The organism is Micromonospora echinofusca (genome assembly GCF_900091445.1).
Classification (GTDB): Bacteria; Actinomycetota; Actinomycetes; order Mycobacteriales; family Micromonosporaceae; genus Micromonospora; species Micromonospora echinofusca.
Window position 1 is genome coordinate 3575163 of sequence record NZ_LT607733.1, and the last position, 23850, is coordinate 3599012.

The following is a 23850-nucleotide window of genomic DNA, read 5'->3' on the forward strand; positions in this document are numbered from 1 at the left end:
GGGTTACGAGACATCCCTTAGATCAAGCGACCGTCTCGTACGTGCGATGCCGTCGACACCGACCGCACGAGTCGATCATGAATTGGGACCTGTTGCTGTCGCCGGCGCATCGAGCCCTCTCCAAGCCTGACCTTGAAGCCGATGGTGGGATCCTGCACGCACCACGTGAACGTGCGAGTCATTGCCGACGTCGACAGTCGGCTTGGGTAGGCGTCACCAACATTGCCGGGCTCGACGCATGATCTGTCAGCCGCCCCGGGCATGGCATCAGCGACGCGCTGACCAACACACATGCTGCAACGCAGCAGACAAGGGACATCCGGATACCCGCAGTGGCATGCGTCGTTCAAGCGGACGCGGTTCGGGGTCCGAAACGGTCGCGCCAGCAGAAGGGCGGTCGACCGAACAAGCGCGAAGATCCGTGCCTGCGCGATCAGGCAACGCCACGTTCAAGATCCGGAAGCAAGCTGTCCTGCTACCCAGGCCAGGCAACGAAGATCGTGCTGGCCGTACTCGCGCTGCACCACGTGGAGATCAACCGTTGCGCGAGATGAAAGTGGCTGTGAGAGTTGTCGTTGTCTGGCCTGGGGCTGGCTGGCAGGGTCAGCGTCATGACCGCGGGCTGGGTGTGGCTCATGAAAATGGTGGCCCCACAGGGTGCTCTCAGTGAGATCTGCCCATCCGGTCCGTGGTCGGGCGTCGGCCCTGCCTCTCTCGGTGGCTTGATCAGAAGCTTGCCCGACCCGTTGCAGCGGATCGTGGCTCATCACAGTCCTGCCTCGAGAACACACTCCTGGGCCGACGCCGTCACGACGTCTCCCCGGGAAGGCAGTACGCCGCAATGGCCATCGTCGCAGACCAGTACGACTTCGTCATCGGCGTGGACACCCACGCCGCCTCCCACACGCTCGCCTTGATCACCGCTGGCACCGGCGTAGTCGGGCAGCAGGCTCAGTTCCCGACCAGCCCGTCAGGGCTGCGCCGTGCCGTCGACTGGATCGAACGCCACACCCACCAGGCGCCGACGCTGATCGTCATCGACGGCGCCGGTTCCTACGGCGCCACCTTCACCGAGCAGCTTTCTGTAGCCGGCTTGACCGTCGCCGAGGCCCCCGACGTTGCGGCCACCACCCGGCGTCGCCGTGGCAAGAGCGACGCCGTGGACGCCGTCGCGATGGCCCAAGCAGCTCGCAGCCTCGACATGAACGAACTGTGCTGGCCACGCGCCGGCGGCGATCGCACAGCACTGCGCGTCCTGACAGTGGCTCGCGAACAGATGAGCGGCGAACGCACCCGCGCGGTCAACGCGCTGACCGCGCTGCTGCGCACCGTCGACCTCGGCATCGACGCCCGCCGCGCCTTGACCACCACGACGATCGCCGCCGTCGCGGCCTGGCGCACCCGCAGCGACAACGCCACCCTGGCCGTCTGCCGCGCCGAGGCGATCCGGCTGGCGCGTCGCATCCGCGCTCTCGACGCAGAACTCGCCGCCAACCACACCGCGCTGCACGAAGCTGTCACCGCGCAAGCGCCACAACTGCTCGCCCTGCCAGGTGTCGGCGCCGTTGTCGCCGCTACCGTTCTGCTGGCCTGGTCCCACCCTGGCCGCGTTCGCTCCGAAGCCGCGTTCGCTGCCCTGGCCGGCGCCTCACCGCTACCGGCCTCATCAGGCAATACCACCCGCTACCGGCTCAACCGCGGCGGCGACCGACGCCTCAACCGAGCGCTCTACACCGTCGCGCTGGTCCGCATGGGCCACGACCCTCGCACCCGCGACTACGTGACCCGCCGCACCCGCGAAGGACGCACCAAACGCGAGATCATGCGCAGCCTCAAGCGCTACATCAGCCGGCAACTCTTCCGGACCCTGAACGGCGCCCACCCAGCCACCAGCACCACTTGACAGCTATAGAAGCATCTCACTCGCTGCCGTTGACGCTGCAGCGGCTCGGCTGCGGCCGATAACCGGTTGCCGCGCGCGGCCGGCATCCGCAATCGTGTCGGCCATGACGTTCTGACGGGCAGCACCCCCATCGCCGAGGCGCGCGGCACCGACCGGTGTCGTGGTGCCGTCCGTCCATTGCCGTTCACGCGAGAAGCGAGCGTCCTTGTCTCAGCACCAGTTCCTGCCGCAGTCCGCCCCGGCCACCGTCGCCGTGTTCGCCTCCCCCACGAGCTGGATCGAGTCCGACGCCCTGGCGCAGTGCCGACAGGTGGCCGCCCTCGACGGCATGGTCCACGTCGCCGCCATGCCGGACCTGCACCCGGGCAAGGGCGCCCCCATCGGCGCCGCCATGGCCTCGACCGTGCTGTACCCGTTCCTGGTGGGCTCCGACATCGGCTGCGGCATCGCCGTGTTCCCGATCAGGCTCAAGCGTGCCGTGCCGGAGCGGCTCGCCGCCCGCTTCCCCGACCTCGACCGCCCGCTCGACCCCGAGCGGGACGCCGACGACCCCGCCTGGGCCGTCCTGCACGGCGACATCCCCGCCGGGCACACCGAAGGACTCGCCACGGTCGGCCGGGGCAACCACTTCGTCGAACTGGCGCGCGTCGGGACGGTCTTCGAGCCGGGCCACGCGGGCCGCCTCGGGCTCGACGCCGGCGACCTCGTGCTCGTCGTACACTCCGGTTCCCGAGGGCTGGGCGAGCGCATCCTGCGGGCACACACCGAGACCCACGGCGCCGGCCCCGCCCCTGACCCGGCGGCCTACCTGGCGGCGCACGACGACGCCGTACGGTGGGGCTCGCTCAACCGCCGGCTGCTGGCCGCCCGGGTCGCCCACGCCCTGGGGGCCGAGCCCACCGCGCCCGTCGTCGACCAGTGCCACAACCTGGTGGAGGTTCGCGACGGGGTCTACCTGCACCGCAAGGGTGCCGCACCGGGCGACGGCCGCGACGTGCTCGTCGCCGGCACCCGGGGCACCCCCTCCTACCTGGTGGCCGCCCATGCCGGCCCGGAGGCCAACCACTCGGTGGCGCACGGCGCGGGTCGCAAGATGTCCCGCGCGGACGCCCTGCGGCGCAGCCGGGCCAAGCACACCGTCGAGGAGCTGCGCCGCACCCCCGTGGGTTCGCTGGTGGTGTGCGGCGACCGCCAGTTGCTCTTCGAGGAGGCGCCCACGGCCTACAAACGGATCGAACGCGTGGTCGACGACCTCGTCGAGCACGGTCTGGCCACCCCGGTGGCCACCACCGTCCCCCTGGTCACCTACAAGACGCCGGACGTCGGGTCCGCCGCCCGGTCGGACCGTCGGGACGACCGCCGCAGGCGGGGCCGGCCGTGAGCACGCACCTGCTGATGTCCGCCGGGCGCGGCCCGCAGGAGTGCGCCTGGGCGCTGGCCCGGCTGCTGCGCCGTCTCGAGGCCGACGCCGCCCGGCAGGGCCTGACGACCCACCGGGTCGAGACGGTGCCCGGCGACCGGCCCGGCACCTTCCGGTCGGCCCTGATCCGGATCGACGGAGGCGACGCCCAGGCGTTCACCGCCTCGTGGACCGGCACCCTGTGCTGGCAGGCCCCCAGCCCCTACCGGGCGGGCACCGGCCGGAAGAACTGGTACGTCGTCGCCCGACCGTGCCGGCTCGACAGCCCGGTCACGACGTTCGCAGAGGCGGACGTCGACATCGTGGCCTGCCGCACCGGCGGGCCGGGCGGCCAGCACCGGAACAAGGCCAGCACGGCGGTGCGCGCGACCCACCGACCCTCGGGCCTCGTGGTCGTGGTCGACACGGAACGGCAGTTCAGCCTGAACCGCCGCCTCGCCCTCCAGCTGCTGCGGCAGCGCATCGCGCGCGGCGACGAGGCCGCGGGGCGCGCCGTCGTCGCCGCACGCTGGCGCATCCACGACGAACTCGTCCGTGGCGACCCCACCCGCGTGGAGCGCCCGGAGCCGTCGGAGCGGGAGGCGGCCCCGACACGTCCGCTGCCGACCCGACGGGGCCGGGCGGCCGCGTCCTAGGCGAGGCAGGCGAGCAGGTCCCGGTATGCCTCGTCCTCCCTGCCGTGCTCGCTGCGCACCACCCGCGTGCCGGGCCGGGCGGCCACGACCGTGAGCAGCCGGTCGTACATGGCCGCCAGCTCCGTGGCTCCGCCGTGGCGGTCGAGCAGGCGCTGGGCGTCGAGATGCGCCGGGTCGCTGGAGGTACGGCTGCGCTCGGCGAAGCGCCGCAGCGCGTTCTCCTTGTCGTCGAGCAGCACGATCTCGTGGAAGTCCGCGCCGGTGTCGTGCGCGACGCGCTCGGCCTGCTCGATGAACTCGATGCGGCCGAGGAACTGCGGGACGATCACGTCGTGGCGGCCGGCCAGGTGCGCCCGGGCCGCCGCCAGGGCGACGGTACGGGCGAGCAGGCCGGCGGGACCGGCATGGTCACGCCACCGGCCGATGAGGTCACGGATCCGGTCGATGTCGAGGTCGAGCGCGAGCGGGTGATCCTCGACGTAGCGGCGGGCCAACGTCGACTTGCCGCAGCCGGGTGGCCCGTTGAGCACGATCAGGCGCGGCGCCGACGCGGCGGCCGGCGGAGCCTGCGTCACGGCGTGCCTCCTCGCTCGGCCCGGCGGAGCCCGTGGCGCCGCCCGTACGGACGCCCACGATCGTACGGGCGGACGCGACGCGGCGCGGGCCGCCCCGGTCCGGGACGGCCCACGCCACGGGTGGCGGTCAGGAAGCGTCGGTATCGGTGGGCGCCGGTCGTGCGGTGGCCGACACGAGGGCGCGCAGTTGCGGGGCCATCGTGGCGCTGTCCGGTTCGCGCCGCAGCTCGCGGAGCAGCCCGACCACCATCCCGACCATCACGAACAGGAACGGCAGGGCGGCCAGGATCGTCAGCGACTGGAGGGCGGACAGCCCACCCGCGAGCAGCAGCACCGCGGCCACCAGGCCGGTCAGGACACCCCACATCGAGACCAGCCAGGCCTTCGGCTCCAGGTTGCCGCGCGAGGAGAGCGTGCCCATCACCACCGAGGCGGCGTCGGCGCCGCTGACGAAGAAGAGCGCCACCAGCACCATGACCAGGATCGCGGTCACGGTGAAGAACGGGAACTCCCGCAGCACCGCGAAGAGCGCCGCCTCGGGGCTCTCCTTCACCGCGGCCGACAGGTCGGTGCCACCGAGTTGCAGGTCGACGGCGGTGCCGCCGAACACCGAGAACCAGACGACGCTGACGAGGCTCGGGACGGCCACCACACCGAGGATGAACTGACGGATGGTGCGGCCCTTGGAGATGCGGGCGACGAAGGCCCCGACGAACGGGGTCCAGGAGATCCACCACGCCCAGTAGAAGATGGTCCAGCCGGCCATCCACTGCTCGCCACCGAAGGCGCCGGTGCGGAAGCTCATCGGAACGAGGTTGAACAGGTAGCCGCCCGTCGACGCGGTGAGCGTGTTGAGGACGAAGACCGTCGGGCCCACCACGAGCAGGAAGAACATCAACGCCACCGCGAGCACCATGTTGGTGTTCGACAGGAACTGGATGCCCCGCTTGACGCCCGTGACGGCGGAGACCACGAACGCCACGGTGAGCGCCGCGATGATGCCGATCGCCAGCGGCGTGGACTTCGGCACGTCCCAGAGGTTGGTCAGGCCGCTGTTGATCTGGAGGGCGCCGAGACCGAGGGAGACGGCCGACCCGAACAGCGTCGCGAGGATCGCGAAGACGTCGATGGCCCGGCCGGGCCCACGGTCGGCGCGCTCCCCGATGAGGGGGAAGAAGGTACTGCTGATCAGACCGCGCCGGCCCTTGCGGAAGGTGAAGTACGCCAGCGCCAGGCCCACGACGGCGTAGATCGCCCACGGGTGCAGTGCCCAGTGGAACAGGGAGTACTCCATGGCCACCCGGGCGGCCTGCGGGGTGTTCGGTTCGTTGAGGCCGCGCGGCGGGGTCGCCAGGTGCGACAGCGGCTCGGCGGCGCCCCAGAACATCAGGCCGATGCCCATGCCGGCGCTGAACATCATCGCCACCCACGAGACGGTGGAGAACTCGGGCTCGTCGTCGTCGCGACCGAGCTTGATCCGGCCGTACCGGCTGCACGCCAGCCAGATCGAGAGCACCACGAAGCCGGTGCTGGCCAGCACGAAGACCCAGCCGAACGAGCGGACCACCCAGTCGAGCGCGGTGCCGCTGACCGAGGCCAGGTTGTCGGTGGCGACGATGCCCCACGCGACGAAGAGGACGGACACCACGGCGGCGACGCCCAGCACCGTCCGGTCGATGCCCTGCCGGGGGTGGCCCGGTTCGGGGGGTGCGCCGTCCGGCGGGGTGTCGTCGGTTGCCGGGCCTGTGGCGGACACGGTCATGGTCTGTGGACCTCCGTGGGCGTCCGGGCGCGCAGGGCGCGTTGCCGGCGCCGCGCGCCGGTCGGCCCGCATCTCGGGTTGTCCCGCGCCCCGTCTGGGCGCCCGGGAACTCGGACAGGTGTCGCTGAGCGCGCCGACGTCCACGGGCGGCTGGGGAGCCGGCCGAAGTTCGACTGCCAGGGACGCCGGCGACGACCGGCGATTACTCTCGGCGTCGATGGTGGAGGAAACCCTGCGGTCCCATGACAGTGCTGTGACAAAACCCGGGGCGGCTCGCGAAGGTGGTGGTGACGGCGGCCGGTCGAGCGGGCACAGTGGGGCGGTGACGACCGACATCCGTACGCCCCTGGCCCGCTACGCCGACCGCCTGCACGCCGTGACCGGCGACGGGCACCACGTCGCCTCCCCGCTCGGCGCGTGGCTGCTGCTGGCGCTCGCCGCGCCGGCCGCCACCGGTGCGACCCGCGCGGCGCTGGAGGAGGCGCTCGGCACCGACGCGGAGAGCGCCGCCACGGCCGCCCATGCCCTGTTGACGGCGCCGCATCCGCTGGTGCCCTCGGCGACCGCGTTCTGGCACCGGTCGGGACGCGCGAGCGCCGGGCTCGACGGGTGGCGGGGGACCCTGCCCGCGTCGACCGCGACCGGGGCACTGCCGGATCAGGCCGGGCTCGACGCGTGGGCCCGCGAGCAGACGCTCGGGCTCGTGGAGGCGTTCCCGCTGACGGTCACGCCGCAGGTGCTGCTGGTGCTGGCCAGCGCGCTGGCCACCCGGGTCTCGTGGGCGACCCCGTTCGAGGTGGCACCGGCCGACGCGCTCGGGTCCGGCAGCGCCTGGGCCGGTGCGCTGCGCCGGGTGCTGCGCAGCCCGCGGTACGGCCACCGCTGCTGGATCGCCGACACCACGCGGGCCGGCACCGTCGCCGTGCACGCCGCCCCCGCCCGGCCGGCGCGGACCGCCGACGGCGCGGCCGGGTTGCTGGTGGTCTCCGTCGTCGCGGCGCCCGACGTGCCGGCCGGGGACGTCCTGGCGGCGGCCCACGAGCTGGCGGCGGTCGCCGCCGACACGCCGGAGGGGCACCTGCCGGCACGGCGTTCCCTGTTCGACGTGCCGCTGGGCGAGGGCCCGCTGTGGACGCTGCGCGAGGAGCCGACCCGCACCAACGCGCCGGAGGGCCGGGAGGAGCGGGCGACGGCGGTGCTGCCCTGCTGGTCGGCCCGCAGCCGGCACGGGCTGAGCGCGCCCGGCCTGGGTTTCCCGGCCGTCGCGCGGGTGTTCGGGGAGCTGCTGGACGAGCCGGGCCTGGAATTCGAGGCGGCCCAGGCGGCGATGGCCCGCTACGGCCGGTACGGCTTCGAGGCGGCGGCCGTCACCGGGTTCGCCGCGACGCTCAGCCTGCCGCCGGAGGGGGTGGCCCGGGTCGCGGAGCTGCGCTTCGGCCACCCGTACGCCGTGGTGGCGGTCGCCACCGACGACCGGGCCGGCGGCGGGACGCCCGGCCCGTGGCACGGCGTGCCGGTCTTCTCCGCCTGGGTCGCCGATCCGGAGGAGCTGCCGGAGGCCGACGTCGCCGACCGCTACGAGGACGCCTGAGGCGGGCGCCGGGCGGCCGTCAGGGGGTGTGCGGCTCGGCCATCGCGACGGCGATCCTGCGGGGGCCGGTGAACGGCTCCCGCCCGTGCGCGGCGGTCATGTTGTCCACGACGAGCACGTCGTCGCGCTGGTAGTCGAAGCGGACGCTCGCCGCCCGGTACGCGGACCGCAGGTGCTCCATGACGTCGGCGGGGATCTCGCCGCCGTCGCCGTAGTAGGTGTTGGCCGGCAGTCCCTCGGTGCACCGGGGTGGCGCCCTGCGTGCGCGGCGGGGGTGAGGCAGTGGAAGAACAACGTCAGCGGCCAGCGGGCCTGGTACGAGTTCTCGTTGTGCAGGAAGATCTCCTCGTCCGGCGGGTAGTCGGTCGAGGTGTAGACCCGCCCGCCGACGTCGCGGACGGCGGCGGGACGGTGGTCCTGACGGCTCGTCGCCCGTCGGCGGGACCGTGGTCCTGACGGCGACGGCCGTGGCGGGCGGCTCACCCGTGGCGGCGGGTGGGCATGTCGGCGTGGGCGGCGGCGAGGTCCGCCCGGATCGCGGCGAGCAGCTCGGGCAGCCGCTCGTTGAGGAAGAAGTGCCCGCCGTCGATCTCGCGCAGGGTGAAGCCGGCGGCGCTGTGCTCCCGCCAGCCGTCGCTGTGCTCCCGGCTGACGGTGTCGTCGCCGCGGCCGGCGAACGCCACGATCGGCATCGGCAGCGGCGCCTCGGGGGTGTAGCGGTAGTCGTCGACCTGCGCGAAGTCGGCGCGCAGCAGGGGTAGCAGCAGCTCGACCAGCTCGGGGTACTCCAGCAGCCCGGCCGGCAGCCCGCCGCCGGCCTCCAGGCGGCGCAGCAGCTCGTCGTCGGCCACCCGGGACAGCCCATCGAAGTGGCTGGGGGCGCTGACGTGCGGGGCGCGGGCGCCGCCGACGTAGAGCCGCAGCGGCAGCGGACGTCCGGCGCGGCGCAGTTCGCGGACCACCTCGAAGCCGACCCGGCCCCCCATCGAGTGGCCGTAGATGGCGTACGGGCCGCGGATGCGCTCGGCGATGGCGTACGCGACGTCGGCGGCCCGGAACACGGGGTTCTCGCTGATCCGGTTCTCGCGGCCGGGCAGTTGCACCGGCAGCACCTCGACGTCGGGGGCGAGCCCGTCCTGCCAGCGCCGGAAGACGCTGGCGCCCCCACCCGCGTAGGGCAGGCAGAACAGTTGGACCGGCGCCGAGCGCCAGTCGCCGGCGGAGAGGAACCAGGTCACCGCGCGCCTTTCGTCGAAGGGGCCGTTCCGGTGGCGCTGTCGCCGGAACGGTGACGTCCGGTGCGGTGCGCCGGACCGACCCGGGGCGCCGCGGCCTGCGGGGCACGGGCGGGCGGACTGCGGTCGGCCGCTCGCCATGCTCCCGGGGGCCTCATGATCTGCCTATACCGTCACGTCGGAAGCAGCATAAGGCGCGATGCCCGACCGCGATGATCCGCGTGCCGGGCGGGTGACGGGGTGGCTGGTCAGGCGTCCGGTCGGGGGATCGGTTGGGTCATGCCGTCGAAGTCCCGGGGCAGTCGGGCCACCATGTCACGGAACTCGTCGACGGTGACCGCCTCCCGCAGGGTGGCGAAGACGGCGCCGGTGCCGGCCCGGGCGGTGGCCTCGTCCACCCCGGCCCGCTCCCCCACCCGGCGTACGAAGTCCGCCGGCCCGGCCGCGCCCGCCGGGGTCTCGCCGGGACCGGGGTCGCCGAGATAGCCGTCCAGGTCGTCGGGGAGGCGGCCGGCGGCAGCGCCGCTCATCCGTTCCACCATCGTCTGCAACACGGCGCGGGCGATCGTGGCGGACTGCGCGGTGGGCAGTCCCGCGCGGCGGGACACCGCGTCGACGAATAGGGGGAACCGCACGGCAGCCTCCTGTCGTCACCGGCCCGGCGGATACCCGCCCCCGGTGCCGGCAAACGGCGCCGGGCGTCGGGGTGCGGCGCGCCACCCTCGCTTGACGCCGGCGCGGTAACTCAGCAAGTATTGAGTCAATGGACGCTGATGCTTCGCTCACGACCCGCGCCCGGATCCACGCCGCCCTCGGCGACCCGGCGCGCCTGGCGATCGTGGACGCGCTGCTGCTGGGTGACTCCTCCCCCGGCGAGATCGCCCACGCCCTCGACCTGCCCACCAACCTGGTGGCCCACCACGTCAAGGTGCTCACCGACGCCGGCCTGGTCAGCCGCACGCGCTCCGAGGGTGACCGGCGTCGCGCCTACCTGCGGCTGCGACCCACGGTGTTGTCGACGCTCACCCCGCCGCCGCTGGCCGACGTGGGCCGGGTGGTCTTCGTCTGCACTCACAACTCGGCCCGCTCCCAGCTCGCCGCCGCCCTCTGGACGCGGCGCACGCACGCCCCGGCCGCGTCGGCGGGCACCCGCCCGGCCCGCCGGGTGCACCCCCGCGCCGTGGCGGTGGCCCGCCGCCACGGGCTGCGTCTCGACCCGGTCGGCACCGCCCACGTCGACGACGTCGTACGCGCCGAGGATCTGGTCGTCGCCGTCTGCGACAACGCGCACGAGGGCTTCACCGGTGCGGCCCGCCCCCGCCTGCACTGGTCGGTGCCCGACCCCGTCCGCGTCGACACCGACGAGGCGTTCGAGGCGGCGTACGCCGAGATCGAGGCCCGGGTCGAGCGACTCGCCCCCGCCGTCACCCCGCGATGACCGCCGCCCGCACCGACGGCCCGACCGACGTGGCCGCCGGATACCGTCCGCCCCCACCGACGACCCGAACGGGAGCCCCGTGAGCACCACCACGTACGACGATCCGGCCGAGACGGCCGTGGTCGGACGCCTGTCCCGCCTCGACCGGTTCCTGCCGGTCTGGATCGGCCTCGCCATGGCGGCCGGCCTCCTGCTCGGCCGGCTGGTGCCCGGCCTGGACAGCGCGCTCGACGCGGTGCAGATCGGCGGCGTCTCACTGCCCATCGCCCTCGGCCTGCTGATCATGATGTACCCGGTGCTGGCCAAGGTCCGCTACGACCGGCTCGACTCCGTCACCGGCGACCGGCGGCTGCTGGTCTCCTCGCTGGTGCTGAACTGGGTCGTCGGGCCGGCGCTGATGTTCGCCCTGGCCTGGATCTTCCTGGCCGACCAGCCGGAGTACCGCACCGGCCTGATCATCGTCGGCCTGGCCCGGTGCATCGCCATGGTGATCATCTGGAACGACCTGGCCTGCGGCGACCGGGAGGCCGCCGCGGTGCTGGTCGCGCTCAACTCGGTGTTCCAGGTGCTCGCGTTCGGCCTGCTCGGCTGGTTCTACCTCGCGGTCCTGCCGGGCTGGCTGGGCCTGGAAGGCGCCGAACTGGCCGTGTCGGGCTGGGACATCGCCGGCAACGTGCTGATCTTCCTGGGCATCCCGCTGGCGGCCGGCTACCTCACCCGCCGCCTCGGCGAGCGGGCCCGGGGCCGCGACTGGTACGAGCGCCGGTTCCTGCCGAGGATCGGCCCCGCGGCGCTGTACGGGCTGCTCTTCACCATCGTCGTCCTGTTCGCCCTACAGGGCGAGGCGATCGCCGACCGGCCGCTGGACGTCGCCCGCATCGCCCTGCCGCTGCTGGTCTACTTCGCGGTGATGTGGGCCGGCTCGTACGCCCTCGGCCGGGCGGTCGGCCTCGGCTACGCGCGCACCACGACGCTGGCCTTCACCGCCGCCGGCAACAACTTCGAGCTCGCCATCGCCGTCGCGATCGGCACCTTCGGCGTCACGTCCGGGCAGGCCCTGGCGGGCGTGGTCGGGCCGCTGATCGAGGTGCCGGTCCTGGTCGCCCTCGTCTACGTCTCGCTGTGGGCACGCCGCCGGTTCTTCCCGTCACCGGCCCCGGGCCGGCCGACCGTCTCCGCTTCCCGCTGAAAGGAAACACCGCCGTGAGCGACAAGCCCAGTGTCCTGTTCGTCTGCGTGCACAACGCCGGCCGTTCGCAGATGGCCGCCGGCTGGCTGCGCCACCTCGCCGGCGACGCCGTCGAGGTGCGCTCCGCCGGCTCGGCGCCGGCCGGGACCGTCAACCCGGCCGCCGTCGAGGCGATGCGGGAGGTCGGCATCGACATCAGCACGCAGACGCCGACCCTGCTGGAGTACGCCACCGCCGAGTCCTCCGACGTCATCGTCACCATGGGCTGCGGCGACGCCTGCCCGGTCTTCCCCGGCAAGCGCTACGAGGACTGGCAGCTCGAAGACCCCGCCGGCAAGGGCGTCGAGGCGGTCCGGCCGATCCGCGACGAGATCCGGGCGCGGGTGCAGCGGCTGTTGCGGGAGCTGGTGCCCGCCGGCTGACCGGGGCCGGGTGCGCTCAGCCGACCGGGGACGGGTCGGGTTGAGCTGACGGGGACGGGTCGGCTCAGCCGGCCGGGTCGTCGGCGAGGACGTCGAGCAGCAGCGCGGCCGTCCAGCCGAAGGCCGGCGAGCCGAGCCCGGCCCCGGTGTCGGGGTGGAAGTACTCGTGGCAGCCGGCGCCGGCCACCAGCTCGATCATCGAGTCGCGCAGGCCCGCGGCCAGGTCGGGGCGGCCGTGGCGCAGCAGTCCCCGGCGTACCAGCCAGTTGACGTTCATCCAGCTCGGCCCGCGCCAGTAGCGCAGCGGCTCGAAGTCCGGCGCGGTGCGGTCGTGGCTGGGCAGCGGCCGGTCCATCCGGGCGGCCAGCCCGAAGCGCGGCGAGCACGCCTCGGCGAGCAGCGCCGACACCTGCCGCGCGGGCAGGTCGGGCAGGACGAGCGGGGCCAGGCCGAGCACCGTACGGGCCGGCACCAGCCGGTCGGCGCGCAGGTCCCGGGGCTGGAAGGTGCCGGTCGTCGGGTCGTACAGCCGGCGCACCAGGGCCTCGGTGATCCGCGCCGCGCGTTCCCGGTGCGGGCCGGGGTCGGCGCCGGCCAGCGGCGCGATCCGGGCGAGGGCGTGCTCGGCGGCGCCCATCGCGGCGTTTACCAGCGGGCACTCCACCAGGAACGGGTGCCGGGCGGCGAGGTCGTCGTCGCGGTAGCGGCGCTCGCGGTAGGACGCGACGAGCGCGACGTAGCGCGCGTAGTCGAGGTCGGTCGGGCGGTGCGCGGCGTCGGCGTGCGCGGTGTCGTGCCGGCGGTACGCGCGCATGACGGCCGCGTCGGCGGGCACCGCCGCCAGCGGGGCGTCCCAGGCGGGGCTGTTGTCCAGCCCCGACTCCCACGGGTGCACGACGCAGGCCAGCCCGCCCCCGCCGACGTCCCGGCGGGTGGCGAGGTAGCGCTGCTGGGCCACCAGCCGGGGATAGAGCCGGCGCAGCGCGGCCCGCGCCTGCTCCGAGGGGCACCGCCGGTACGCCAGCCAGGCGGCGGACGCGTGCACGGGTGGCTGGACCAGGCCGGAGGTGGCGGCTGCCGGGGCGCCCTCGGCGAGCCCCGACGCCCAGAACTCGGGGCCCGGAAAGTACGAGCCGACGGGCAGCGCCGGGTTGAACACGATGTGCGGCACCCGCCCGTCGCGCCACTGGGCCCGGAACAGGCTGGTCAGCTCCCGCCAGGCGCGCTCGGGGCGCACGTGGGACCAGCCGATCGCGATGAACGCCGAGTCCCAGCTCCACTGGTGCGGGTAGAGGGTGCGCGAGGGCACGGTGTGGTCGTGCTCCCAGTTGGCCTCGAGGGTGGCGACGGCAAGGCGGCGCAGTGCCCCGACGTCGCGGGCCCCGGCGTCGGCGGTGTACGCGCCGCCGGCGGTCCCGGTGCTCACGCCGCCGCCTGCCGGGGCTGGGCGTGGCGCAGCACGGCGGCGGCCTGGTGCAGGGCGCGTACGGGGTCGCCGCGCAGCCGGCACTCCAGCGCCAGCCAGCCCCGGTAGTCGATTTCCAGCAGGGTGCGCACCAGCGCCGGCCAGTCGAGGTGCCCGGCGCCGGGCTGGAACCGGTTGGAGTCGCTGACCTGCACGTGCCCGAGGTACGGCGCGGCGGCGCGCAGCGCCCGGTGCACGTCGTCCTCCTCGATGTTCATGTGGAAGGTGTCCGCCACCACCCGCACCGAGGGCAGCCCGACCATCGCGCAGAGGGCGACGGCGTCGTCGAGCCGGTTGACCATGTGGTCCTCGTACCGGTTGAGCGGTTCCAGGAAGAGGGTGACCCCCTCGGCGCGGGCGTGCTCCCCCAGCTCGCCCAGGGCGTCGACGAGCACCTGCCGGTCGCCGGCGGGCGAGCGGGGCGGCTCGAACGGCGGCAGCCGCCGGGAGAACATCCCCCAGGCGGCCGGGGTCAGCGCGCCGACGCCGCCCAGCTCGGCGATCACCGAGAGCTGGGAGCGCAGGTTGCGTACGGCGTCGCGGGAGCGCTCGGGGTCGAAGTCGCCGATGAAGTGGTCCATCTCCACGCAGACGGTGGGCATGACCACCCCGGCGGCGCGGGCCCGGCGCAGCTCGGGCAGCCGGCGGGCGAGGCCGAGGTCGCCGGCGCCGCGCAGCTCGATGGCGTCGTAGCCGAGCGCGGTGGCGAGCGCGTACTTCTGGATCAGGTCGGTGCCCGGCAGGAGCTGCTCCTGACAGGCCAGGGGAATCGTCATGGGAACCTCAGCACGACTTGGAGGGCGTCAGCGTCACCGCGGTCGAGCAGCGCCAGCGCGTCGGCCACCGCGCTCGCGTCGACGACGTGGCTCACCAGCGGCAGCGGATCGACGCTGCCCTCGGCCACCAGGTCCATGAAGGTGTGTGCGACGCGGGCCCCGGTCCACCGGCCGGCCATGCCGGGCGCCGGGGTCGGCCCGGAGACCTGGGCCGCCACCAGCTGGATCCGGTTGTGGTGGAACTCCTCACCCAGGCCGAGCCCGTCGGCCTGTCCCTGGTAGAAGCCGGCGGCCACGACGCGGCCGGCGTGGGCGGTGGAGCGGATCGCCTCGTGCAGCGCCGGGTACGCCCCGGACAGCTCCAGGCAGACGTCGGCGCCCCGGCCGCCGGTGGCCCGGCGCAGCACGGCCGCGGCCGACTCGGCGCCCGCGTCGACGGCGATCCGGGCGCCGAGCCGGGTGGCGTGCGCCAGGCGGGCGGGCACCCGGTCGACGGCGACCACCCGCGCGCCGGAGAGGACGGCGAGCCGGTTGGCGAGCAGCCCGATGACGCCCTGCCCGAAGACCGCCACCCAGTCGCCCAGGTGCAGGTCGCCGGCGAGCACGGCGGTGAGGGCGATCGCCCCGGGACGGGCGAAGACCGCCGCGAGGGGATCCAGGTCCGGGGGCAGCGGGTGCACGGCGCCGGCGGGCACGACGGCCTCGGCGCGGTGCCCCCAGATGCCCCAGACGACCTGCCCGGCCCGCCGGTCGGGCACGTCGGGCGCGACCTCGACGACCTCGCCGACCTCCTCGTAGCCGAAGCCCACCAGCGGGTACGGCACGGTGCTCTGCCGGGGCACGAACATCCGGCTGACGTCGTCCCAGTCCTTGCTCAGCCGGGGGTTGCTGCCCCGGTAGAGGGTGAGCTCCGTGCCGGCCGAGATGCCGGAGTAGCGGGTGCGGACCCGAACCTGGCCGGGGCCGAGCGGATCCGGGGGGCAGGGCTCGAGGCTGATCCGTCGGGGCCCGGCGAGTGAGACAACCCAGTTGACCATGAGTCACATCCCGGTAGCACTGGGCTCCATCGTAGGCAATAAATCGGCATATGTCTTGTAATTGATCAATCGAAGGGGTTGAATCCGTTCCATACCCTTCGAGAGGAGTGCCACCGATGTCAGCACCTCCGATGCGGATACTCGCCGCGACCCTGATCATGGCAGTCACCGGGGCCGGCCTGCTGGCCTGCGGCGACGGAGAATCCGACAGCAGCAGCAGGAAGATCACCGTGTGGAGCCTGGAGGACGTGGCCGACCGGGTCACCGCCACCAAGGCGATCATCGCGGACTTCACCGCCAGCACCGGCATCGCCGTCGACCTGGTCACCGTCAACGAGGACCAGTTCCCGTCCCTGATCGCCTCCAGCGCCGCCGCCGGCGAACTGCCCGACGTCGTCGGCTCGGTGTCGCTCGCCGGCGTCCGCACCCTCGCCGGCAACGAGCTGCTGCACGCCTCGGCGAACGCGGAGGTCGTCGAGAACCTCGGCCGGCAGACCTTCTCGCCGCGCGCCCTGGAGCTGACGGCGGACGACGGGAAGCAGCTCGCCGTGCCCAGCGACGGCTGGGGCCAACTGCTCGTCTACCGCAAGGACCTGTTCGCCGCCGCCGGGCTGCCCGCCCCCGACACGTACGAGAGGATCGCCGCCGCCGCGACGAGACTCGACACCGGTGGGGTCGCGGGCATCACGGCCGCCACCGCCCCCGGCGACGTGTTCACCCAGCAGACCTTCGAGCACCTGGCGTTGGCCAACAACTGCCAGCTCACCGACGACTCCGGGGCCGTGAAGCTGGACTCGCCCGAGTGCGTCGAGGCGTTCCGGTTCTACGGCGAGCTGATGCGCACCAGCTCGGTCAAGGGCGCGCAGGACGTCGACACCACCCGGGCCACCTACTTCGCCGGCAAGGCGGCCATGCTCGTCTGGTCGCCGTTCATTCTCGACGAGCTGGCCGGCCTGCGAAACGACGCCAAGCCGACCTGCCCGCAGTGCCAGGCCGACCCGACGTTCCTCGCGAAGAACAGCGGCTTCGTCACCGCGATCAAGGGACCGAACGGCACCGAACCCGCCCAGTACGGCGAGATCAGCTCCTGGGCGGTGCTCGACGGCGCCGCCGCCGACCCGGCCAGGTCCTTCGTGGAGCACATGCTCGGCGACGGCTACCCGCGCTGGTTCGGCATGTCCCCCGAGGGGCGCTTCCCCGTCCGCAAGGGCACCGCGGCCGAGCCGGAGAAGTTCCTCACCGCCTGGAACACCAGCCAGGCCGGGGTCGACACGAAGAAGCCGCTCGCCGAGGTCTACGGCGACGAGGTGCTCGCGAGCCTGCGCCGCAGCCCCGACACCTTCCAGCGGTGGGGCCTGACCCAGGGCCAGGGCAAGCTCGTCGGCGCGATCCTCGGCGAGCTGCCGGTGCCCAAGGCCCTGAACGACGTGGTCGCCGGCAAGACCGACGCCGCCGCGGCCGCCGGACGGGCGAAGAAGGACGTGGAGGCGATCAAGGCGGGCGTCAATTGACCACCGCCCCACCGGGCACCGGCCGCTCCCCCGCCCGGGAGCGGCCGGCCCCGGCCCGCCGCCGACCGCTGACCCTGCGCCGCCGCGAGTCCCGCGCCGGGCTCGCGCTGGTCGCCCCGACGCTGCTCGTCGTGGTCGCCGTCATCGGCATACCCATCGTCTGGACCGTCGTGCTGGCCTTCCAACGGGTACGCCTGGCCACGCTGCGCCGCACCGGACTGTTCGGCGAGTTCACGATGGACAACGTCGAGCGGGTGCTGAACACCCCCGGCTTCGCCGACACGCTGTGGACCACGCTCGTCTACGCCGTGGCCAGCACCGTCGGCTCCATCGTGCTCGGCCTGGTGGCGGCGCTGGTCGTCCGCCGGCCGTTCCGGGGCCGCACCCTGGTGCGCGCGTCGATGCTGCTGCCGTACGTGGCGCCGGTGGTCGCGGTCACCTTCGTCTGGCAGGTGATGCTCGACCCGCAGCTCGGCATCGTCAACGACTGGGGCCGGCGGTTCCTCGGCTGGGACACCCCGGTGCCGTTCCTGTCGCAGGAGTCGACCGCCCTGGCCACGGTCGTCGCCTTCGAGGCGTGGCGCTACTTCCCCTTCGCTTTCCTGTTCCTGCTCGCCCGGCTCCAGGCGGTGCCCGGCGAGCTGGAGGAGGCCGCCCGGGTCGACGGCGCCACCCCCACCCAGCGGTTCCGGCACATCCTGCTGCCGCAGCTGCTACCGGTGATCGGCCTGCTGGGCGTGCTGCGGTTCATCATGACGTTCAACAAGTTCGACGACGTCTACCTGCTCACCGGCGGGGCCGCCGGCACCGAGGTGGTCAGCGTCCGGGTCTACGAGTTCCTGACCGCGCGTACGGACATCGGCGCGGCGGCGGCGCAGGCGGTCGTGCTCGCCGTGGTGCTCATCGTGTTCGTGGTGGTGTACCTGCGCTTCTTCGGCGGACGGAGGGACGGCTGATGGACCGGGACCGGATCGAGACGGTGGGCCTGCGCTGGCTGCGCCGGCTGGTGATCGCCGCGTTCCTGCTGGTCACCGTCTTCCCCTTCTACTACATGCTGGTGCTCTCGGTGCGCCCCATCGAGCGGCTGCTGCTCGACCCCGGCTCGCTGGTGGTGGGCCTCGGCGAGCTGACGTTCGACACGTACGCCGAGGTGGTGAAGGCCGTCGACGACGGCGGCCAGGGTTTCCTCACCTTCATGCGCAACAGCGGGCTGGTCGCCGTCGCCGCGACGCTGCTGACGCTGGCCGTGGCGATCCCCGGTGCGTACGCGGTCGCCCGGCTGCGGTTCTTCGGCCGGCGGCAGGTCGACTTCCTGTTCCTGGCGGTCTACCTCTTCCCGTCGATCGTCATCGCCATCCCGCTCTTCGTGGTCTTCACGCGGGCCGGGCTGCGCGGCTCCCTGTTCGGCCTGGTACTCGTCTACATCTCGCAGACGCTGCCGGTGTCGGTCTACATGCTGCGCAACTACTTCGAGACCATCCCGGTCAGCCTGGAGGAGTCGGCGGCCATCGACGGCGCCGGGCGGCTCGGCATCATCCGCCGGGTCAGTCTCCCCCTGGCGGCGCCGTCCATCATGGCCGTCGCCCTGTACGACTTCATGATCGCCTGGAACGAGTTCCTCTTCGCCCTGCTGTTCCTGGTCGACAAGCCGAACCGATGGACGGTGTCGCTGGGGCTGGCGCAGCTCTCCGACGGCGTCGAGGTGCCGAAGACGGTGCTGATGGCCGGCTCGGTGATCCTCACCCTGCCCATCGTGATCCTCTTCTTCGCCAGCGAGCGCCTGCTCACCGAGGGGCTCACCAGCGGGGCGGAGAAGGGCTGAGGCGGCGGGCGGGGTTGCCGCGCGGTGGGGCGCTGACGGAGGATGTGCCGGGTGGATGCCCCTCCCGGCGCGGTCCCCGACGACGCGCCCGCGGCTGCCCCGCCCGCGGTCGGGATGCGGCTGCGCGACGTGGAGCCGGGCGACCTCGACGCGTACGTGCGGATGCGCTGCGATCCCGTCGTGATGGCGGAGCTGGGCGGTCCGCAGCCGCGCGAGCGGGTGTCCGCCCAGCTCCGGCGCGACCTCGAGACCGTGCGAAAGGGCAGCGCCTGGATCAAGATGATCGTCCCGGACGGTGGCACCGAGGTGGCCGGGACGGTGACGGTGTACGCCCACGGCGGCGTCTCCGAGATCGGCTGGATGGTCGTGCCGGAGTTCCAGGGCAGGGGCCTGGCGGGCAGAGCCGTCCGCGCCGTGCTCGACCTGGCCCGGGCGGAGGGCCGCTGGGGCCTCATCCACGCCTTTCCCGCCACGACGAACGCCGCGTCGAACGCGATCTGCCGCTCGGGCGGCTTCGCCCTCGTGGGCGAGGAGCAGACGGAGTTCGCCGGCCGCCTCTTCCGCACCAACCACTGGGTGCTCGATCCGTCGGCCCGCGTCGACGGCTAGGGCGTCGCTGTCCTGGCGGCGTTCCGGGCAGGCGGAAGACCTGGAAGGCACGCCGAGCTGATGAACCGCTGCCGCCGGAACAGCTGATACCTGTGCGGTATAAGAATGCCTGTGTGGTATCGGGCGAGCGGACCGCACCGCCGTCGGCGACGGCCCGCCGGGCAGGCGGGCACCGCGTCGCCGGCGGAGGTCCCCGTCCGCCCCGCCGCCACCGGAGCACCGGGGGCCCGGCTACGGTGGCGGCATGGGAAACCCGACCCGTTGGGAGACCGAGACCGGTCCGGAGCACTCGCAGTGGTACATCGACCGGTTCCGCCGGCTGGCCGCCGACGGGGCCGACCTGGCCGGCGAGGCCCGGCTGCTGGACGCGATGGTCGCGCCCGGATCCCGGATCCTCGACGCCGGCTGCGGCACCGGCCGGGTGGGCGCGGCGCTGGCCGCCCGGGGGCACGCCGTGGTCGGGGTGGACGCCGACCCGGCCCTGGTCGAGGCCGCCCGCGCCGACCACCCCGGCCCGCGCTGGCTGGTCGCCGACCTGGCCGAACTCGACCTGACGGCGGCCGGCGAGCCGGAGCCGTTCGACGCGGCGGTGCTGGCCGGCAACGTGCTGGCCTTCGTCGCCCCCGGCACCGAGCGGGAGGTGCTGCGCCGCGTCGCCGCCCACCTGCGCCCCGACGGCGTGCTGGCGGTCGGCTTCGGCACCGACCGGGGCTACCCGCTGACCGGCTTCGACGCCGACGCGGTCGCCGCCGGCCTGCGGCTGGAGCACCGCTTCGCCACGTGGGACCTGCGCCCGTGGCGCGACGACGCCGACTTCGCCGTCACGGTGCTGCGCCGCCCCGCCGACTGACACCGGGCGGGGCCGCGACCGGCCGGCGCGGCCGTTCGCCGTCGACGCGAGGCCGCACCGGGGCCGGTGGGTGCCCGCCGGTGGACAGGCGCGCTCAGGCCGGGGCGGCGACGACCCGCGCGGCGGCCGGGTCGAGCGTGGCGCCGGCGGGCACCATCGCCACCAGGCCGGCCGGCAGCCGCACCGGACGCACGTCGCGGTAGCCGAGCGCGCCGAGCACGTCGCCACCGGCGAGGACGTAGCGCCGGCCCAGGTCGGTGACCACGGAGATCGCGCCGCCGGTCGCGCCGGGCGCCGCGACCGCCTCGACCACCGCGCCCCGGCCCGGCTCCACCACGACGTGGTCGGCGCGCACCCCGCCACCCGCCGCCGGTGCGGTGCGCGGCGCGGCGGCGAGGTCCGGCAGCCGTACGCCGAGCCGGACCCCGGTGACTCCGCCGTCGTCGCCCACCCGGGCGCAGAGCGCCGCCCCGTCAGCGGCGGCGAGCCGGGGCGGTGCGGTCGGCGGGGCGGTCGGTCCCGTCGGGGCGAGGTCGGGCAGCTTGGGCAGCGCCGCGAACCGCCCGAGCGTGATCGGCTCCGGCTCGCCCTGGCCCGTGCGGGCGAGCAGCAGGCCGGCCTGCAACTCGGTGATGCCGGCGAGGCCGTCGCGCAGCGCGACGGCGTACTGCCGGCCGCCGCCGGAGTTGCGCACCAGGTAGACGTCGCCGATCCGCGCCCCGGACACCCGCGCGGAGCGCTCCCCCTCGTCGGGCAGGGTCAGCGGGGCGAGGTCGGCGCCGGCGGGCAGGCTGTTGAGCAGGGCCGGGGCCACCGGGACCGCTCGGGCCCGGGTCGCGGCCAGGGCGGCCAGCACCCGGTTCGGGTCGCGCACCAGGTGGCGGCGCTGGTGCCAGACGAGGTGCAGCCCCCCGTCGGGATCGCGCAGCAGCAGTGCGTCCTCGCCCAACTCCCGGCCCTCGCCGACCGGCACGCCGATCAGCAGCGCCGAGCGGGGCACCGTCCGGTCGGCCTCGGCGGCGACGGAGCAGACCGTCCACGGCGCGGTGGACAGCCGGCCCATGGCGGGCAGCGAGTCCGGGGCGTCGGCGATGCCCAGCGGCAGGCCGCGCGGCACCCCGTCGATGGCGCGACGGGAGACGAGCACCGTCTTCGGCCGCTCGGCACCGATGATCAGCAGGGCCGAGGCGTAGTTGAGCACCGGGTGCAGCTTCTCCTCCCGGTAGACGAACCGGGCGCCGGACTCCTTCTCCACGATCACCGCGCCCGGGTCGCGCCAGCTGCTGCCGCCCCCGGTGAAGAGGCCGTAGAGGGCGAACCCGCCCAGACCGATGGCCGCGACCAGCACGCTGGCCAGACCGGCGCCGGCGAGCCGCCGGAACGGTGACTGCGCCGGGTCGGTCTCCCGCATCACCAGCGCGGCGACGGCCCGCTGGACGGTGAACTGGTACGAGTGCAGCTGGTCCTGCCGCGACGGCATCGCATCCCTTCCGGTGGGGCGTTCGGGGCACAGGATAAGCGTTGCGTCGATGCCCCGAGGACCCTGCGTGGCGGCGGCGCCCAGATTCCCGGTGTCGGGCCCTGGCGGTGCGACCAGGATCACCGCGCGGAGGCGGACGCCTCTCGCTCGGGGGGATAGCATGGGCACGTACGGGTACCCCCCAGGGTATGCTCGGAGAGAGCGAGGAGGCACGCGGTGAAGCTGCGACCCGAGATGACGAGCGAGGCCCTCACCCGCCTGAAGCGGGCCCGGGGCCAGCTCAACGCGGTCATCGAGATGATGGAGACCGGCCAGGACTGCCGCGAGGCGCTGACCCAGCTCGCCGCCGTGTCGAAGGCGATCGACCGGGCCGGCTTCAAGATCATCGCCTCCGGAATGCGGCACTGCACCGCCGCCCGCGAGCGGGGCGACTCCCCGGAGATGACCGAGGAGGAGCTGGAGAAGCTCTTCCTCGCCCTCGCCTGACCATCGCCGAAAGAAACGCACCGCACACGTTGCGTGACAGCGACGTGTGCGGGTAGACAGAGTGCACGCGTCAGCACACCCGACGTGTGTCCGCCGCATACCCCCCGGGGTATTTGATCCCACAAGGAGTACGGCAATGGCAGTTGAGGTGTCCGTCATCGCGACGTCCTCGCTCGGCGACCGCAGCTACCTGGCCTCCGACGGCACGGTGGCGATCGTGGTCGACCCGCAGCGCGACATCGACCGGATCCTGTACCTGGCCGGCGAGAAGGGCGTACGCGTCACCCACGTGGTGGAGACCCACATCCACAACGACTACGTCTCCGGCGGTCTGGAGCTGGCCCGGCTGACCGGTGCCCGCTACCTCGTCGCCGCGGACGACGAGGTCGACTTCGACCGGACGCCGGTCGCCGACGGCGACACCGTGCCCGTCTCCGGCGCGCTGCGGCTGCGGGTGCTCGCCACCCCGGGACACACGTTCCACCACCTGTCGTACGTGCTCGACGAGGCCGACGACTCCGGCTGGCGCCCGGTCGGCGTCTTCACCGGCGGCTCACTGCTCTTCGGCACCACCGGGCGCACCGACCTGCTCGGCGAGCAGCACGCCCACGTACTCGCCCACCACCAGCACACCTCGGCCCGGCGCCTGGCCGACCTGCTGCCCGACGGCGCCGAGGTGTGGCCCACCCACGGCTTCGGCAGCTTCTGCTCCGCCAGCCAGTCCGACGCGCCCGAGTCGACCATCGGCCGGGAGAAACGGGCGAACCCCGTGCTGCGGCTGGCCGCCGACGACTTCGTCACCGAGACCCTCGCCGGGCTCGACGCCTACCCGGCGTACTACGCCCACATGGGCGTGGCGAACCTCGCCGGCCCGGCGCCGGTGGACCTCACCCCGGTCGCCCGGGCCGACGCCGCCGAGCTGCGGGAGCGGATCGCCGCCGGCCAGTGGGTCGTCGACCTGCGCCACCGCAAGGCGTATGCCACGTCGCACCTGGCGGGCACCGTCGCCCTCGGACTCGACGGCCCGATGTCGACCTGGCTCGGCTGGCTCATCGACTGGGGCGCACCGCTCACCCTGCTGGCGGAGACCGAGGAGCAGGTCGCCGACGCCCAGCGCGAACTGGTCCGCGTCGGCATCGACCGGCCGGCCGCCCAGGCCACCGGCGACCCCGACCGGTGGTCCACCGAGCCGGGGCAGCTCCGCGAGCTGCGCATGGCCGACTTTCCCGCGCTGGCCGCCGCCCGGGCCGGCGACACCCCGGCGGGGCTGCCCGCCCCGGACGTGGTGCTCGACGTCCGGATGACCAACGAGTGGACCGCCGGTCACGTCGAGGGCGCCGTGCACATCCCCCTGCCCGACCTGCCCGGGCGCCTCGCCGAGGTGCCCGCCGGCACCGTCTGGGTGCACTGCGGCTCCGGGTACCGGGCCACCGCCGCCGCCTCGCTGCTGGCCAACGCGGGCCGCGAGGTCGTCGTGATCGACGACAAGTTCGGCCGGGCCGAGGCCGCCGGGGTCGCCACGAGCCCCGGCGACGCCTGACCGACGCCGCACCGCCGGCCCCCTGCCGTACGGGCCGGGCCGCTACCGGTCGTCCGCACGGCGACGCGCGCCCGCCGCCGAACGGCGCCGATCGACGGCGGTCC

General features: G+C 73.9%; 23 protein-coding genes. 14 read left to right on the forward strand and 9 right to left on the reverse strand.

Annotation, left to right across the window (positions count from 1 at the left end; all coding sequences use genetic code 11):
• The first annotated feature begins 841 nt into the window (after nucleotides 1–841).
• From GA0070610_RS15695 to prfH, 3 genes are all read left to right on the forward strand, one after another.
• Nucleotides 842–1903, forward strand: coding sequence for an IS110 family RNA-guided transposase (locus GA0070610_RS15695; protein WP_089000725.1), 1062 nt, complete (start codon nucleotides 842–844; stop codon nucleotides 1901–1903).
• Between the two features lie 205 nt (nucleotides 1904–2108).
• On the forward strand, nucleotides 2109–3284 hold the full coding sequence (locus GA0070610_RS15700; RefSeq protein ID WP_089000726.1) for an RNA ligase RtcB family protein: 1176 nt from the start codon (nucleotides 2109–2111) through the stop codon (nucleotides 3282–3284).
• Nucleotides 3281–3958, forward strand: coding sequence for a peptide chain release factor H (prfH, locus tag GA0070610_RS15705; protein ID WP_089000727.1), 678 nt, complete (start codon nucleotides 3281–3283; stop codon nucleotides 3956–3958). The genes GA0070610_RS15700 and prfH overlap by 4 nt, the downstream gene beginning before the upstream one ends.
• Here prfH and GA0070610_RS15710 read toward each other — a convergent pair.
• Both GA0070610_RS15710 and GA0070610_RS15715 read right to left on the reverse strand, forming a co-directional pair.
• Nucleotides 3955–4533 (reverse strand): AAA family ATPase, encoded by a 579-nt coding sequence (locus GA0070610_RS15710; protein WP_089000728.1) that lies wholly within the window; start codon nucleotides 4531–4533, stop codon nucleotides 3955–3957. The two genes, prfH and GA0070610_RS15710, sit on opposite strands and share 4 nt — an antisense overlap.
• Before the next feature lie 127 nt (nucleotides 4534–4660).
• A complete protein-coding gene (locus tag GA0070610_RS15715; protein ID WP_089000729.1) occupies nucleotides 4661–6295 on the reverse strand; it encodes a BCCT family transporter in 1635 nt (544 codons plus the stop codon).
• A gap of 322 nt (nucleotides 6296–6617) precedes the next feature.
• On the opposite strand from GA0070610_RS15715, the gene GA0070610_RS15720 reads away from it, so the two are divergent.
• Complete coding sequence (locus GA0070610_RS15720) at nucleotides 6618–7886, forward strand: hypothetical protein (protein WP_089000730.1); 1269 nt, start codon at nucleotides 6618–6620, stop codon at nucleotides 7884–7886.
• A gap of 19 nt (nucleotides 7887–7905) precedes the next feature.
• Here GA0070610_RS15720 and GA0070610_RS32090 read toward each other — a convergent pair whose 3' ends face one another.
• The 3 genes from GA0070610_RS32090 to GA0070610_RS15735 all read right to left on the reverse strand — a co-directional run bounded on the left by GA0070610_RS32090 (nucleotide 7906) and on the right by GA0070610_RS15735 (nucleotide 9756).
• Entirely contained in the window at nucleotides 7906–8067 is a 162-nt protein-coding gene (locus tag GA0070610_RS32090) for a TauD/TfdA family dioxygenase (RefSeq protein ID WP_435820214.1), read from the reverse strand.
• A 298-nt stretch (nucleotides 8068–8365) separates the two neighbouring features.
• Nucleotides 8366–9124 carry a thioesterase II family protein gene (locus GA0070610_RS15730; RefSeq protein WP_089000731.1) on the reverse strand — a complete coding sequence of 253 codons (759 nt, stop codon included), beginning with the start codon at nucleotides 9122–9124 and terminating at the stop codon, nucleotides 8366–8368.
• Between the two features lie 245 nt (nucleotides 9125–9369).
• A complete protein-coding gene (locus GA0070610_RS15735; protein WP_089000732.1) occupies nucleotides 9370–9756 on the reverse strand; it encodes a DUF2267 domain-containing protein in 387 nt (128 codons plus the stop codon).
• 128 nt (nucleotides 9757–9884) lie between these two features.
• Between GA0070610_RS15735 and GA0070610_RS15740 the strand changes: the two genes are divergently transcribed.
• The 3 genes from GA0070610_RS15740 to GA0070610_RS15750 all read left to right on the forward strand — a co-directional run bounded on the left by GA0070610_RS15740 (nucleotide 9885) and on the right by GA0070610_RS15750 (nucleotide 12170).
• Entirely contained in the window at nucleotides 9885–10559 is a 675-nt protein-coding gene (locus tag GA0070610_RS15740; RefSeq protein WP_089000733.1) for an arsenate reductase/protein-tyrosine-phosphatase family protein, read from the forward strand.
• A gap of 79 nt (nucleotides 10560–10638) precedes the next feature.
• A complete protein-coding gene (gene arsB, locus GA0070610_RS15745) occupies nucleotides 10639–11748 on the forward strand; it encodes an ACR3 family arsenite efflux transporter (RefSeq protein WP_089000734.1) in 1110 nt (369 codons plus the stop codon).
• A gap of 14 nt (nucleotides 11749–11762) precedes the next feature.
• Nucleotides 11763–12170, forward strand: coding sequence for an arsenate reductase ArsC (locus tag GA0070610_RS15750; protein WP_089000735.1), 408 nt, complete (start codon nucleotides 11763–11765; stop codon nucleotides 12168–12170).
• Nucleotides 12171–12234: 64 nt separating this feature from the next.
• Here GA0070610_RS15750 and GA0070610_RS15755 read toward each other — a convergent pair whose 3' ends face one another.
• Genes GA0070610_RS15755 through GA0070610_RS15765 form a run of 3 tightly spaced genes read right to left on the reverse strand, consistent with a single transcriptional unit; the run spans nucleotide 12235 to nucleotide 15448 of the window.
• Nucleotides 12235–13596, reverse strand: coding sequence for an MGH1-like glycoside hydrolase domain-containing protein (locus tag GA0070610_RS15755; protein ID WP_392567254.1), 1362 nt, complete (start codon nucleotides 13594–13596; stop codon nucleotides 12235–12237).
• Nucleotides 13593–14411 (reverse strand): sugar phosphate isomerase/epimerase family protein, encoded by an 819-nt coding sequence (locus tag GA0070610_RS15760; protein ID WP_089000736.1) that lies wholly within the window; start codon nucleotides 14409–14411, stop codon nucleotides 13593–13595. The genes GA0070610_RS15755 and GA0070610_RS15760 overlap by 4 nt, the downstream gene beginning before the upstream one ends.
• Nucleotides 14408–15448, reverse strand: coding sequence for a zinc-dependent alcohol dehydrogenase (locus GA0070610_RS15765; protein ID WP_089000737.1), 1041 nt, complete (start codon nucleotides 15446–15448; stop codon nucleotides 14408–14410). The genes GA0070610_RS15760 and GA0070610_RS15765 overlap by 4 nt, the downstream gene beginning before the upstream one ends.
• Before the next feature lie 116 nt (nucleotides 15449–15564).
• Here GA0070610_RS15765 and GA0070610_RS15770 point away from each other — a divergent pair, with 116 nt between their 5' ends.
• The 5 genes from GA0070610_RS15770 to GA0070610_RS15790 all read left to right on the forward strand — a co-directional run bounded on the left by GA0070610_RS15770 (nucleotide 15565) and on the right by GA0070610_RS15790 (nucleotide 20240).
• A complete protein-coding gene (locus GA0070610_RS15770; protein ID WP_089000738.1) occupies nucleotides 15565–16959 on the forward strand; it encodes an ABC transporter substrate-binding protein in 1395 nt (464 codons plus the stop codon).
• Complete coding sequence (locus GA0070610_RS15775; RefSeq protein WP_089000739.1) at nucleotides 16956–17915, forward strand: carbohydrate ABC transporter permease; 960 nt, start codon at nucleotides 16956–16958, stop codon at nucleotides 17913–17915. The genes GA0070610_RS15770 and GA0070610_RS15775 overlap by 4 nt, the downstream gene beginning before the upstream one ends.
• A complete protein-coding gene (locus GA0070610_RS15780) occupies nucleotides 17915–18781 on the forward strand; it encodes a carbohydrate ABC transporter permease (RefSeq protein WP_089000740.1) in 867 nt (288 codons plus the stop codon). Before GA0070610_RS15775 ends, GA0070610_RS15780 begins: the two co-directional genes overlap by 1 nt.
• Nucleotides 18782–18832: 51 nt before the next feature.
• Complete coding sequence (locus GA0070610_RS15785) at nucleotides 18833–19390, forward strand: GNAT family N-acetyltransferase (RefSeq protein WP_197697741.1); 558 nt, start codon at nucleotides 18833–18835, stop codon at nucleotides 19388–19390.
• Nucleotides 19391–19634: 244 nt separating this feature from the next.
• Nucleotides 19635–20240 carry a class I SAM-dependent methyltransferase gene (locus GA0070610_RS15790; RefSeq protein ID WP_089000742.1) on the forward strand — a complete coding sequence of 202 codons (606 nt, stop codon included), beginning with the start codon at nucleotides 19635–19637 and terminating at the stop codon, nucleotides 20238–20240.
• A 94-nt stretch (nucleotides 20241–20334) separates the two neighbouring features.
• Here GA0070610_RS15790 and eccB read toward each other — a convergent pair whose 3' ends face one another.
• Nucleotides 20335–21720, reverse strand: a complete 1386-nt coding sequence (eccB, locus tag GA0070610_RS15795; protein WP_089000743.1) for a type VII secretion protein EccB — start codon at nucleotides 21718–21720, stop codon at nucleotides 20335–20337.
• Nucleotides 21721–21936: 216 nt separating this feature from the next.
• Here eccB and GA0070610_RS15800 point away from each other — a divergent pair, with 216 nt between their 5' ends.
• Nucleotides 21937–22206: a metal-sensitive transcriptional regulator gene (locus GA0070610_RS15800; RefSeq protein WP_089000744.1), complete on the forward strand. Its 270-nt coding sequence runs from the start codon at nucleotides 21937–21939 to the stop codon at nucleotides 22204–22206.
• A 136-nt stretch (nucleotides 22207–22342) separates the two neighbouring features.
• Nucleotides 22343–23746, forward strand: coding sequence for an MBL fold metallo-hydrolase (locus tag GA0070610_RS15805; RefSeq protein WP_089000745.1), 1404 nt, complete (start codon nucleotides 22343–22345; stop codon nucleotides 23744–23746).
• The last annotated feature ends 104 nt before the right edge of the window (nucleotides 23747–23850 follow it).